The sequence below is a fragment of the Arthrobacter sp. CAN_A6 genome, from assembly GCF_015751715.1.
In the GTDB taxonomy this organism is placed as follows: Bacteria; Actinomycetota; Actinomycetes; order Actinomycetales; family Micrococcaceae; genus Arthrobacter_D.
The window spans coordinates 1-12,299 of the sequence record NZ_JADOUV010000026.1; the positions used below are offsets into that span (position 1 = coordinate 1).

The window sequence follows — 12,299 nt, forward strand, 5'->3', positions numbered from 1 at the left end:
CAAGGCCCGCAGCTCCGCCACGCCCACTCCCGCCGCGCCCATCCGCAACCCTACGAACGCCGGTCACCCATCAACATCGGTGGATCGAGGCTAAGTGTCCGGACGGACGAGATCGGGCCATGGTGCCGATCATGACCGCCGTGGTCATGCCTTGGTACTTGGACCGCAAAGTCTCTGGTGCGGAGACCAGCAGCCCCTTGATCTGGTTGATTGCTGCGCTGCGGGCTTTCACGGCGGACACCCGTAAGGCCCGTAGGACGCGCAGGCACTCAACGGGTCCGTCCTTGGCTTTCGGAAGTGCCGTACTCCTGCCTGTGATGACGGACTGGGCCGCCCGATAGGCATCCAAGGGATCTGTCTTACCCTTGAGTCGGCGCTGCTGCCGGTCAGGCCGGTTGACCTCGATAACGAGAATCCCTTCGCCCTGCAGAACCCTTGTTAGCGCGGCACCGTAGGTGCCGGTGCCTTCCATACCGATTTGCAGGACCACACCGAAGCCGGTGATGAAGCCGACGACTTCCCAGTAGCCCGCTGACGTCGTCGGAAACGCCCGATCACCTAACGGTTTCCCGTACTCGGTGACGACGGCGACGTGATGGGTATCAGCGTGCGTGTCGACACCGACAACAACACGCTGCGCCTGCGCTTCTGACTCTGACATGTCTGCCTTTCGATGGAGGTGAATCTCCACGCGCCAGAACGGGCAGGCAATACGGTAAGGGGATCTGGTCAGGCTCCTGACTTGGTTCATTGATGGTGGGATGCCGCAGGATCTGCAGTCTTGTAGCGTCCAGGGTGTCAGCCGGCACAGGTCCGCAAGCTCCTTGCCGCCCGTATTGTTCGGGTTGGCTCACTGATAGCGTGCCGCGCCGCTGACACCCGCCCGGGGCGTGGCTCGACAGAGGCATGCAAACACTTCAAGTCAGGGTGCCCGCTACGGGTGATCCATCACCGACCTCGGCGTAAGGACCCGAACATGATCATCATCGGCATCGACCCGCACAAATCCTCCATCACCGCAGCAGCCATCGATTCCTCGGGCTGCCGGCTCGCGGTGCGCCGCTTCATCGTCAACGCAGGAACTGCCAGACAGTTACTGGGCTGGGCCGCGCAGTGGCCCGAGCGTAGATTCGCTATCGAAGGCGCCAACGGTCTGGGCCGAGGAACCGCCCAGATCCTCGTGGCCCATGGCGAGGCCGTCGTGGATGTTCCCTCCACGCTGGCCATGAAAGTCAGGGTCCTCTCCACCGGTGGCGGGCGTAAAAGCGATCCTGCGGACGCGTTCGCGGTCGCCCTGACGGGGCTGCGGCAGGAGAGTCTGCGCGTCGTCGTAGCAGAGGACCAGAGCACGATCCTGCGTCTGCTGGCCGAGCGCCGCGAGGATCTGGGCCACGAACGTGCCCGGCTGCTCAACCGCTTGCACAGGCTCCTGCGTGAACTTCTACCCGGTGGTGTCGAACCCGGCCTGAGCGCTGACAAAGCCGCCGCGGCGCTGCGTACGATCAGGCCGGCAACAGCTACCGACGCGGTGCGGCGTGAGCTCACCAAAGAGCTGCTCGCTGATCTTCGACGCATCGATTCCTCCATCAAAAGCAATGAAGCGCAGACCCGTACTGCGTTGGATGCTTCCAACACCACCTTGCAGGAAATCCCCGGTATCGGCGTCGTCCTGGCGGCAAAGCTCCTGGGTCATGTCGGTGACATCACCCGATTCCCCAGCGCCTCACACTTCGCCAGCTACACCGGCACCGCGCCCCTGGAGGCCTCCAGCGGCAACCACAACCGGCACCGACTCAACACCGGAGGCAACCGGCAACTCAACTCCGTGCTGCACACCATGGCCGTGTGCCAAAGCCGCGACCCCGGACCAGGCCGGGACTACTACCTGAAGAAAATCGCTGAAGGAAAAACACCCCGCGAAGCCCGCAGAGCACTCAAACGACGCCTCTCCAACGTCCTCTACCGACAAATCCTCCACGACCACCACCACGCCGAAAAGACCGCCGCTTGACACACAGAGGCGCTATCAGGCCATACCCGCCGGCGCGTGAAGCGATCGCGGGGCCGGTGGACAGGTCAAATGACGGACAGTAGCCCAAGGGCCACGTCATGTGGGCGGAGGACCACACCGGACCCGCGATCAGTTTCCACTATTACCGTGGGCGGATGGAGCCCGAAGGAGTGAGCTCAAAGCCGTCCACCTGTGGGTGAGCCGCCCTGCCTGGCAGGGCAGAACCAGCACCAGGGGTGGTGCGGAGGATGAGCGCAGGCCCCGCCGGCAGCAATGTGGTGGTGGGGTTCCGAACGCTCTTTTTCTGGCCTGATCCTGGTGGGATCATTGAGGATGAACGAAGAAAGAGAACGCCCGACAGTCCCGGTAACCGGTCGTGATCACCGCCCCGGGGCGCACAGTCACGATTCGGGAGCGTTATCCACTGATCAGCTGCGCATAGTGGCGAAGCGGCGCAGGGATACCGAGGAAAAGCTTCGACAGCACCAGCAGCAGGCCAAGAACAAAACCACGAAAGACATCGACTAACCAGTTGAAGCGCATCGTGTGGTTGCATAACGCCGCGGTGCCCGCTGGCCGGAGGAGTTCGGGCGTTCATCGGAGGGCTTGCGATTCAAGGGTGCAGTGACAAGCGTCCCAACGGCCGCTCACGTTGTGAGGCCTACCCTTATTCCAAGCCAATGGTGTCCAGCAGCGGCCCGGTAGTGGTTCCAGCCGGGAGCCTTCAGTGGGTGGTGTACCGCAGGAACATGACCCCGTCGTGGAAGCGGTGCTGCTCAACCAGATCGAGTCGAAGACGTACATCGGTGGGGAAGAAACGGCGGCCACCGATCACGACCGGGTGCTCGGGATCGAGCCGTTCATCGGAGCGGGACAACGCGAGCAACGACGTCCACAGGCCCTCTTTGCCGCGGACGGCAGCCTGCAGGGCCTCGAGTTCGAGTTGCCCCCCATACCACCGCTTTTGTGGAACGGGTTCAGCGGACCGGCTTTGCTGAGCTGGGCACCAACCCATGCCAAACCCATTTTGGCTTTGCCCAGGTTCTAGCCAAGACGTTGCATCAACCCGGCGAGATCATCCCGGTCAGCTGCAATGTCCCGGCGCAGCTCTTCGAACACGGACTGGTAGGAAGTTTCCTTCCAGGTGTGTTCCACTGATTCGAAAAGTCGCACCCCCGATTCCGCGGCCAACAGATGATCGCCGAGATAGCCGGCGAGCTTATCGTCGTCAAGGGGCATATCTGCCTTTCCGTAGCCGCGCTGCCGGTTCCGTCGGGGTTTGTTCGGCATAACAGCCGAAGGGGCTAAAAACGCGTGGTCAACCCATCTCGCTGTTGATAACTTCGCGTGCCTCTACATCGACGGGGCCGAACAGGATAGCTGCGTCGGCGAGGCTTTGTATCTGGGGTCCTGTCGAATCCCGGTTCATGTCGGAACGGACGATCCAGACTTCGGCTACGTTTTTTCCCATCCGATGCTCAACGGTCAAATCCGGAAGAGCATCCTCCAGACGTCCGTAGCAGTCCCGCGCTTCGCTCTCGTTGTCAAAAGTAAAAGCTACCCGGTGCGACAAATCAATCAGAGGCATACCCATAGTTTCCCACGGACCTTATCTGAGCAACAGGACGGTTTCCGCAACGAGAGTGTGCGTTTTTCTCGGCCTCGTAGTTGGAACGTGCACAGCGTGCCTGCTTCTTTGATAGGTCTCAAGATCCTGCTTAACCTCGCGCCTCCGGCTCCGACGCTAAGCACAATCGCCCAGGGACCGACTGCGGGTGAAGCGATGATGCTGAGGCACATATCAGTAGCATCAGCACCTCACCCGCAGGCTTCCTAGTTGCGGCCTGCCATCACGCCGCCGTCGGCGTCCCAGATGGCCCCGGTGACCCAGCCGGCCTGGGTGGAGAGGAGGAAGGCGACAATGTCGGCGATTTCTTCCGCAGTTCCGACACGGCCGATGGGGTGGAAGGAGTCGAAGCCACTGATGGCCGCGTCGACCTCGTCCTTGGGGATGAAGCCTTCATAGATCGGGGTGCGCACGACGGCGGGAGCAACAGCATTGACGCGGATCTGGTGGGGCGCCAGTTCCAGGCCGAGGTGCTGGGTAAGTGCATGCAGTCCGGCCTTGGCCATCGAGTAGGCCGAGGAAGGTGTGGCACCGATTGCCTGGTGAGCCCACATGGAACCGATGTTCACGATTGCTCCGCCTTCACCGCGTGCGACCATGTTCGCTGCGATGGTCTGGGTGATGAAGTACGTGGACCGGTTCAGATCGAGATAGGAATCGTAGTCAGCGATGGTGTGTTCGAGGAACGGCTTGGGAACGAACACCCCGGCCGCGTTGACCAGAAGATTCGCATCGGCGTGTTCAGCGTTGAGCCGTTCGCGCAGTGCTTCGACATCCGTGGCCGTATTGAGGTCCGCCGCCAGTGCATGGACAGGGTGGCCGTGTGCACTGAGGCGTTTCTGGGCGGCGTCGAGCTTGGCTTGGTTGCGTCCGACGATGACGACCTCACCGCCAGCTGATGCGACTCGGTCCGCAGCGGCGTATCCCATGCCACTGGTGCCGCCGATCACGATCAGTTTGCTGCCGTTGAAATCATTCGATGATGCGTTCATATGTGTTTGTTCCCCTAAGCGGTGGTGTAGATACGGATGTCGGGCTCGGCCTGTAACAGGGGAAGGAGCGCTACGACGACGTCATCTGTGAAAAGCGCCGAGGACAAGTAAACGCGTGCATCCTCGTCCGTGTCGAAGTGATGCAGGACCTGCACGTCCTCATCACGGACCAGCAGCTCCTTACCACAAGCGCCCGAGACAGTGTCCAGGAAAGGCTGCTTGTACTTCCGATAGATGACAACGGCTGTGGACCGCTGCGACTCATCGACCCTCACAGTGATCTGCGGGTAAGCCACGGCCGAACTCCTCATTTTCGTGTCGTGACAGAACCTCTGCCACTACGACAGGTTATAAGCGGCGACAGCCCGAGCGGTAGGGAGCGAGAATGGATGCAGTCATAGCCAGTGTGTATGGCTAGGTATGCCTGTGCAGGGCTGGGTATACCTGTGACTAGGCGAGCTCGATGATTTGATCCGCGAGTGTTGCCAGGTCCGCCGCGAGGGCGGTATTCGAATCCCAGACCGAGGCCCGCCCATTCCTCCAGGACGCGGTAGCTGGATGCTTCACCGGCATAGGCGTTCAGGGTGTGAATCGCGGCGGTATTTGGCGTTGTTCTGTCAGCGGTGAATGGCTGAGTGTCCGTTCGAGGATTCCTTGCCAGAGCATGCGGATTGTGGATGTCCGCGTCCCTATGGTCAGCATGGCCTCGTGTCATGCATAGTCGGACGCATGATTGGAAAATTTCATGCCTTAGTGATCGATTGCGAAGACATTGAGCCGGTAGCCCGGTTTTACGAGGAGCTGTTAGGGATGCAGCGGGTAGAAGGGGATGCGGACTGGATCACCATCGGCGATGCCGCCGATCGCCCGGCGCTGGCATTTCAGCGCGTCGACAAACTAACGCCGCCGGATTGGCCGTCGGCCGTGCATCCGCAGCAAATGCATCTTGACGTGCGGGTTGATGACTTGGACGAGGGAGAGAAGAACGTCCTGGCCTTGGGCGCGAAGAAACAGGGCTATGAACAGGAGAAGTTTCGTGTCTATCTTGATCCCGCCGGGCATCCTTTTTGCTTGGTGTCCTGGTAGCGCACGAGCCGTTGGTGGTGGACACCGAAGACGGAAAGCGCAAGGGTGCTCTGCGTGGCAGAACCCTCGACCTATTCACCGGCGTGGGCTTCGAAATGACGCGACTACCCAAAGGACGTCGAGGTCGCTGGGTGCTGCTGCGGCTTCGGGGCTCAGGGTGGCGGGGTCCAGGCCGTGGACGACGACGACGGCGGTGCCGGCTTCGAGGGAGGCCTTGGTTTCGGCGTTGAGGTCGATTTCGCGCTCGATGGTGTAGCTGCCGCCCTGGCCGCCGAGGGCGATGTTCAGGCCCTCTGCGGGGCTGGTGGTCAGGGTGGTGAGGATTCCGCCGTAGGCGGGTGCGTCTTCGGTGGTGCTGATGACGCCGTCACCGTTTTCATCAGGGCCCATGTGATCGAGATCGGTCAAGGGTAAATTATGTTAACCGGGATCGTGCTGACCACTGTTTGGGCACAGGACGTGTTTGCGGTACGCCGTCGACGGATATGTCCAGTTCCTCGTGTAGGAAGGCAACTGCCCCGGCGATGTTGCGGTACGGAAAGAACGGTTCGGGATAGGACCATGCAATGTCAGTGAGAGAGGATTCGCCGTTAACGCTCCAGTAGTTGGTGGCGAAGCCCTTGTAGGGGCAGATGCTCTGCGTGGTCGTCGGCGTGAGAAGGTCGAAGTCGATGTCTCGCCTGGGCAGGTAGTAGCGCGGTGGCAGCCCTGTTTCCCATAGAAAGATCGCCTCACGTGACTCGCCGATTATGACGTTGTCGTGGCGGACCGTTACTAATCGTGAGCTGGGCAGGGCATCGATGTGGACGAAGGGGTCGTGGGGGTGCTCGAATACTTCCTGATTTTCTTCATACCAGTGGTCAAGTTCACCGCGTTCCCACGTCACTCCCGTATAACCGTTAAAACCCTTTATCCGCCACGCCCCGTGGGAAATGATGCGGTCATCAACAACGACATCGAACCAGGACGTGACCTCGGAATTCGGGTGGTGGTAGCGCAACTCGTCCGGCGCTCCGGTGGGTATCAGATGCTCTGATCGGACGTCCTCGTCCCGGAAGAGGTACCGCGGTACAGGGAGCACTTCTTCCCATACGAGTAGCTGATCGCGGCTATCGACCACGAGTGTGTCACCCACGATTCCGCGCACCCACCGCGCACTCGGGAGTGGTTTTCTGGTTTTCTGTTCCATTGATGGGCATCCTTCGAGCTTTTGTGGTTGTCCTGACTGCCTCAGTTCGTCCTGGCACAAGCTGGGCTCAACGGTGATCGTGCGTGACGTGGGTTGTTTTCGAGCGACGGTTTTTCCCTATTGGGGCGACGCGTTGTCCTCCTCTTAGGCATCGGATCAATGACCAGACGGTAAGGATGGCACCGGCTGCGCCAAAGCGTCTGGTCCGGCCGGTTCGCCAGTTCCCGGTGATCTGGTTGCTCGAGGGGTCCGGAGTGACGACTGTGCCGTTTGAAGTGGCCGTCGTGCCTTTCCGTAGTGCAAGCAGGTTCATAACCGGGTTGATGCATTGGTCGTAGAGCCGTGGAAAGAGGCTGTGGATCGGGATGAGGGTTCGTTGGATCTGACCGACCACTGTGACCGGCCGTGGTCGTTTCGAATTCCGCAGGATCACCTTGGCGACACGGTGGGGGGACACGACGGGGGGTAGTGGGTGGACGTGCTTGCCGGTGTAGTTCGCGGCGTGCTGGTAGATGGGGGTGTCGATTGTTGCCGGCAGTACGAGGCAGATGTGAATGTCTTTGGCTTTTCGTAACTCCTGGCGCAGTACTTCCGTGAAACCGAGCAGCCCGAATTTGCTGGTCACATAGGGGGAGACATAGGGGGAGGTGATTTTGGAGTACACCGATCCGATGATGATCAAGGTTCCCCGGCCCTGGCGTCGGAAGTACGGCAGTACAGCGCGGGCAGTGTGGATCGGGCCGAGAAGGTTGGTTTCGATGATTTGACGGAACACGTCGGGCGGTGTGGTTTCGAAGGTTCCGTAACTGTAAACGGAGGCATTACCGACGCACACGTCGATCCGCCCGAAGGCTTCAACTGCCGAGCGCATGAGGGTTTCTACCTGGGATTCGTCGCTGATATCGGTGGGTGCGGTGATTACCTGCGCCCCGTACGCGGCACATTCGGCGGCGACCTCTTGCAGGGTTTCGATGCTGCGGGCCGCGAGAATAAGCCGGGCACCGGTTTTAGCGAATGCATGCGCGGTGGCCCGGCCAATGCCGCTGGAAGCGCCGGTAATCACGACCACGGCACCATCGGCACGGTCGGCACTGTTGGCGCCGTTTATGCCGATGGTGCCGTGCGGTGCTGGTGCAGGGTCGTGGTGGTCAGCGGACACGGTCGGATGCCCGCAGGACGGTTTCGGTGGTGATGCCCAGCACGATGTGGGAGACCAGGCCCCTCACGTGTGCCTGCCATGGGTAGTGGGTCGGCCCGGCGGCGATGCCAAGGGCCGGATCGACGGTCTCATCCATGAGTGCGAATAAGCCGCATCCGTACAAGGCGCCATTGCCGGCGCGTAGTGCCGGGACTTTATGGCGTGCTGCACCGTAGAGGGCTCCGGGCAGGACCCCCAGGGCGTAGTGCATTGCTATTCCGGCCGGGTTCGGTTCACCGGTGGGCAGGTTGATTCCTGTCATGTCGGCTGCTTTTTCGATGGCGGCATGGGCGACGTCCTTGCCGCCGGTCCGGGCCTGGTGTTCGCGTTCAAGCGCGGCGGGATCTTCATGGTTGTACAGAAACCAGCCGACGCGATCCATCGCCCAGACGCCGGCGGCACCGGCTACTGCGCCCAAGAGCATATCCACCGCAATGCTGCGCTCCGGTCCCACATGGTGTGCCGGTACCGCAGCACCGGGGACGGGCGACGACTCCATGTGCTCGTTCCCGGACGGGTCCCGGGGGACGGGACGATCGGGGAGGGTTTCGCCTGGCGTGGGAGATGTCATCGGAAGTGTCCTTTCAACGGTTCAGCGGAAATTCCCCGGTACCGGCAGGATCGACTTGCCGGGCCGGAGAGGGGCCGGTCAGGGTTTGAGGACGACCTTGATGCAGTTGTCCTGCTTTTTCTGGAACACCTCGTACGCTTCTGGTGCTTCATCCAAAGGAATCTCGTGGGTCATCAGGTCGGTCACGCCGAGCGGGTCGGAAGGGTCTTCGACCAGGGGCAGGAGGTCATCGATCCACCGTTTGACGTTGCACTGGCCCATGCGCATCTGGATCTGCTTATCGAACAGGGTCAGCATCGGCATCGGATCTGCCATGCCGCCGTAGACACCGCTCACGGAAACAGTGCCGCCGCGGCGCACAGCGTCAATGGCCGCGTGCAGGACGTTCAACCGGTCCACACCAACCTTCTCGATGGCTTTCTGCGCGAGCGGGTCGGGCAACAGGCCGGCTGCCTGTTGGGCGAAAGCCCCTACCGGAGATCCATGGGCTTCCATGCCCACGGCGTCCAGAACGGAATTCGGGCCCCTTCCCTCGGTCATTTCACGCAGTTCGTCGCCGATGCTGTCGCTGTAATCCAGGGTTTCCACGCCGTGCCGTTCGGCCATGGCGCGCCGCTCGGGCACAGGTTCGATGCCGATGACCCGGTAACCCAGATGCTTACCGGCGCGTGCGGCGAACTGCCCTACCGGGCCCAGCCCGAAGACCGCCAGGGTGCCGCCGTCGGGCACGTTCGCGTACTGCACGCCCTGCCAGGCAGTAGGCACGATGTCGGAAAGATAGAGGTAGCGCACATCGGGCAGGTCATGGCCCACCTTGATGGGGCCGTAATCAGCGAAGGGAACCCGCAGGTACTCCGCCTGCCCACCCGGAACCGAACCATACAACTCGGAGTAACCAAAGATGCGCGCACCGAGGCCTTTTTCCCGGACCTGAGTGGTTTCACACTGCGACTGCAGATTCAGACTGCACATCAGACACTTCCCGCAGGCGATGTTGAAGGGGATCACCACCCGATCGCCGACGGCCAGGTTCGACACGGCGCTGCCGACTTCCTGAACGATCCCCATGGGTTCATGGCCAAGGACGTCGCCCTTGCTCATGTAGGGGCCCAGTACCTCATACAGGTGCAGGTCGGAGCCGCAGATCGCCGTGGAGGTGATTTTTATGATCGCATCAGTGGGTTCCTGAATGATGGGATCCGGCACCTCCTCAACGCTGACCGACCGCTTCCCCTGCCAGGTAAGTGCCCTCATAACCCCAAGCTCCTCTTTGGTGGTAAGTATGCTTATCAATACCAGTATGTTCACGTTTACTGCCGGAAAGAAAGGAACCGCTTGTGTCGGGTCCAATTCCACACCGCAGGGCTCGGCGATCATCGCTCAGCACTTTCTGTCCAGGAAAGAGGAGTTGATCACGTGAATAACCACCACACCATCCGAGAAGGAGTCCCGGTGGCAGGCCTGCGTGCTGCGGGTATCGACATGGTCCTGGGTGCTGCCGCGGGTGCTGTCGGCGTCTGGGCCATGGACCAGCTCGGATGGCTCATGCTGCGGAGTGAAAACACACAAACTCTCACCCGAGACCTGGGAGCCCGCGACAGGGACGCGGACGGGGGTGTGCAGGCGGGGATTGCGGCGCAGATCCACGGCGTCCAGGAGGATGTCTCCAGTGGTGACGTTCCTGATGGTGCATTGAAAAAGGCCACGCAGGTCAGCGGGGTGAGCCCGACCAACCAGCGCCCGGGCCCGGGCGCGACCGTGTTTCACTATGCTCTGGGGATGCTGCCCGGAGCCCTTTACGGCGCGATACGTCGGATACGACCATCAGTACGCACCGGATCCGGAGTCCTGTATGGCGTGGCGTTGTTTATGGTCATGGACGAGACCGCTGCGCCGCTAACCGGGATTGCCTCCGCACCGGGCAGGTATCCCTGGCAGGCACACGCACGCGGCCTGGCCGCCCATATTGTGCTCGGCATGACCACCGAAACCCTCCTGCACGCAACGGACCGCCTCCGATGAACACCACATCCGATGAACGCGGGAAGGTCCATAACTGCCAGTGAAGTTCTCCCTGTGGAGGACGGCTTACCCGGGAAGACTGGCGGAAGGTCCACGACACATCTCTCAATGATGGCCACAGTGGCTTCTGCGGTGGTTGCGGATACTGCCGGGCGAGACAATAATCGGCAGCATGCTTACTAAAGAGAAGCCTTCACTGATGGGATCGATCGTCCGGGGTATGGCGGCAGGTGTTGCCGGGACCGTGGTGATGACGGCGTTCCAGAAATTTGTTGAGATGCCTTGGACCGGGCGTGAATACAGTTACGCACCGGCGGATTTCGCGGAACGAATCCTGCCCGTCCACCCCACGACCCAGCAGGGGCGCGAACAGCTGAACTGGGTCACCCACTTTGCACTGGGAACCATGTGGGGCTCGGCCTACGGCGCCACAGCACACACCGGCCTGCGGGGAGCCAAGGCAGTCGCCGTCGTGTTTCCCGTCGTCTACACCGGGGACGTCCTGCTCAACACCGCCCTCGGCCTGTATAAGCCCGGAACCTGGACCGCGGAGGACTGGACCGTGGACCTGGTCAACAAATTCGTCCAGGCCGCAGCGACCGGGGTCATCTACGACCACGCCTTCCAACCAACCGAAGCACCCTAGACCACCTCCCGGCTGAACCCAAGACCCCCAGCCCGGACATTCGTCAGCGAAGCACCCGTTGGCCGTCCTAGAATTTCCGGACCGCTGAATTCACCGAGTAAGAGACAGTATGGCCGGGGCGACTGCGGGGATGTTGTCACAAGGTAGGGCGCCCGAGACTAGCCGTCCCGGGCGCCCACACTCGCTACCCATTTCGTACCCCTCGGAAGGTGCAGTTGCCCGGGACAAAGCGATGCTCCCGGCTGCGCCGTTTCCCTCCAGGTCTGCCGGATCAGCACTGCCGGTGGGGGTGGCTTACATGTGCTGGTTTGTAGCTGTCAGCTGACGAAGGCCGCGAATTCCTGCTCGAGGACCTGTTTGGGTTTCGCCCCGATCGAGGTCGCCGCAATCTCGCCGTTGTGGAAGACGTAGACGGCGGGGATGGAAGTAATGCCGTACTTGGCTGCGATCGCAGGGTTGTCGTCCACGTTGACCTTCACGACATCGACTTTTCCTGCGTGCTCAGTGGCAATGTCGTCCAGGATGGGAGACAGCATGCGGCATGGTCCGCACCATTTTGCCCAAAAATCAACGATGACCGGTTTCGTGGCCTGAAGGACTTCCGCATGAAACGACGCGTCGGTGACGTTTTTTGTGGTGCTCATCTTTATCTCTCCCTCGTTGGGTTTTCATTGGGTTTGTGTACCTGGGGTTAGCCTTGGCGTGCCTTGATGCGGGGGTTTTTCTTGTTGATGACGAGCGTCCGTCCGTGGCGTCGGACTACCTGGGAGCCCGGGATTCTCTTCAGTGCGCTCAATGAGTTTCGTACCTTCACGTGGTGCTCCTTTGACGGGTTTCTGGGTGTTCAGTGGACTCAACTGGGTGGTTGGGTCCCCGGGTAGGAGTCCAGTGTTTATGTGAGTTTCGTGTCCGAGAATGGACACAGGAGGAAATTCACGAATCATGGCACGCAGACAT

General features: G+C 61.1%; 17 protein-coding genes. 4 read left to right on the forward strand and 13 right to left on the reverse strand.

Annotated features, from left to right (window positions below; genetic code table 11):
- Window positions 1-70: 70 nt before the first annotated feature.
- Window positions 71-661: an IS110 family transposase gene (locus IWX75_RS16970; protein ID WP_196823437.1), complete on the reverse strand. Its 591-nt coding sequence runs from the start codon at window positions 659-661 to the stop codon at window positions 71-73.
- A 315-nt stretch (window positions 662-976) separates the two neighbouring features.
- On the opposite strand from IWX75_RS16970, the gene IWX75_RS16975 reads away from it, so the two are divergent.
- Window positions 977-2,011: an IS110 family transposase gene (locus IWX75_RS16975; RefSeq protein WP_196823438.1), complete on the forward strand. Its 1,035-nt coding sequence runs from the start codon at window positions 977-979 to the stop codon at window positions 2,009-2,011.
- A gap of 724 nt (window positions 2,012-2,735) precedes the next feature.
- On the opposite strand, the gene IWX75_RS16980 is transcribed toward IWX75_RS16975, so the two are convergent.
- The 5 genes from IWX75_RS16980 to IWX75_RS17000 form a co-directional block, all read right to left on the reverse strand.
- The gene (locus tag IWX75_RS16980; protein ID WP_196823439.1) at window positions 2,736-3,026 is read right to left on the reverse strand and encodes a hypothetical protein; all 291 of its coding nucleotides are present in this window, start codon (window positions 3,024-3,026) and stop codon (window positions 2,736-2,738) included.
- A 29-nt stretch (window positions 3,027-3,055) separates the two neighbouring features.
- A complete protein-coding gene (locus IWX75_RS16985) occupies window positions 3,056-3,250 on the reverse strand; it encodes a hypothetical protein (RefSeq protein WP_196823440.1) in 195 nt (64 codons plus the stop codon).
- A 79-nt stretch (window positions 3,251-3,329) separates the two neighbouring features.
- Window positions 3,330-3,482 (reverse strand): hypothetical protein, encoded by a 153-nt coding sequence (locus IWX75_RS16990; RefSeq protein WP_196823441.1) that lies wholly within the window; start codon window positions 3,480-3,482, stop codon window positions 3,330-3,332.
- Window positions 3,483-3,844: 362 nt separating this feature from the next.
- Complete coding sequence (locus IWX75_RS16995) at window positions 3,845-4,630, reverse strand: SDR family NAD(P)-dependent oxidoreductase (protein WP_196823442.1); 786 nt, start codon at window positions 4,628-4,630, stop codon at window positions 3,845-3,847.
- Between the two features lie 14 nt (window positions 4,631-4,644).
- On the reverse strand, window positions 4,645-4,926 hold the full coding sequence (locus tag IWX75_RS17000; RefSeq protein ID WP_196823443.1) for a hypothetical protein: 282 nt from the start codon (window positions 4,924-4,926) through the stop codon (window positions 4,645-4,647).
- A 433-nt stretch (window positions 4,927-5,359) separates the two neighbouring features.
- On the opposite strand from IWX75_RS17000, the gene IWX75_RS17005 reads away from it, so the two are divergent.
- Complete coding sequence (locus tag IWX75_RS17005; RefSeq protein ID WP_196823444.1) at window positions 5,360-5,716, forward strand: VOC family protein; 357 nt, start codon at window positions 5,360-5,362, stop codon at window positions 5,714-5,716.
- Between the two features lie 75 nt (window positions 5,717-5,791).
- Here IWX75_RS17005 and IWX75_RS17010 read toward each other — a convergent pair whose 3' ends face one another.
- The 5 genes from IWX75_RS17010 to IWX75_RS17030 form a co-directional block, all read right to left on the reverse strand.
- The gene (locus IWX75_RS17010; RefSeq protein WP_196823445.1) at window positions 5,792-6,124 is read right to left on the reverse strand and encodes a hypothetical protein; all 333 of its coding nucleotides are present in this window, start codon (window positions 6,122-6,124) and stop codon (window positions 5,792-5,794) included.
- Window positions 6,125-6,131: 7 nt separating this feature from the next.
- On the reverse strand, window positions 6,132-6,905 hold the full coding sequence (locus IWX75_RS17015; protein WP_196823446.1) for a DUF427 domain-containing protein: 774 nt from the start codon (window positions 6,903-6,905) through the stop codon (window positions 6,132-6,134).
- Between the two features lie 67 nt (window positions 6,906-6,972).
- The gene (locus tag IWX75_RS17020; protein ID WP_196823447.1) at window positions 6,973-8,064 is read right to left on the reverse strand and encodes an SDR family NAD(P)-dependent oxidoreductase; all 1,092 of its coding nucleotides are present in this window, start codon (window positions 8,062-8,064) and stop codon (window positions 6,973-6,975) included.
- Complete coding sequence (locus IWX75_RS17025) at window positions 8,054-8,674, reverse strand: DUF1440 domain-containing protein (RefSeq protein WP_196823448.1); 621 nt, start codon at window positions 8,672-8,674, stop codon at window positions 8,054-8,056. Before IWX75_RS17025 ends, IWX75_RS17020 begins: the two co-directional genes overlap by 11 nt.
- A gap of 78 nt (window positions 8,675-8,752) precedes the next feature.
- A complete protein-coding gene (locus IWX75_RS17030) occupies window positions 8,753-9,928 on the reverse strand; it encodes a zinc-dependent alcohol dehydrogenase (RefSeq protein WP_196823453.1) in 1,176 nt (391 codons plus the stop codon).
- 162 nt (window positions 9,929-10,090) lie between these two features.
- Between IWX75_RS17030 and IWX75_RS17035 the strand changes: the two genes are divergently transcribed.
- Together IWX75_RS17035 and IWX75_RS17040 are read left to right on the forward strand one after the other, a co-directional pair.
- On the forward strand, window positions 10,091-10,696 hold the full coding sequence (locus tag IWX75_RS17035; RefSeq protein WP_196823449.1) for a DUF1440 domain-containing protein: 606 nt from the start codon (window positions 10,091-10,093) through the stop codon (window positions 10,694-10,696).
- 172 nt (window positions 10,697-10,868) lie between these two features.
- Entirely contained in the window at window positions 10,869-11,342 is a 474-nt protein-coding gene (locus IWX75_RS17040; protein WP_334684446.1) for a hypothetical protein, read from the forward strand.
- Window positions 11,343-11,659: 317 nt separating this feature from the next.
- Here IWX75_RS17040 and trxA read toward each other — a convergent pair whose 3' ends face one another.
- Both trxA and IWX75_RS17050 read right to left on the reverse strand, forming a co-directional pair.
- Complete coding sequence (gene trxA / locus IWX75_RS17045; protein ID WP_196823451.1) at window positions 11,660-11,986, reverse strand: thioredoxin; 327 nt, start codon at window positions 11,984-11,986, stop codon at window positions 11,660-11,662.
- 47 nt (window positions 11,987-12,033) lie between these two features.
- Window positions 12,034-12,156, reverse strand: coding sequence for a ribosomal protein bL36 (locus IWX75_RS17050; RefSeq protein WP_196823452.1), 123 nt, complete (start codon window positions 12,154-12,156; stop codon window positions 12,034-12,036).
- Window positions 12,157-12,299: the final 143 nt, after the last annotated feature.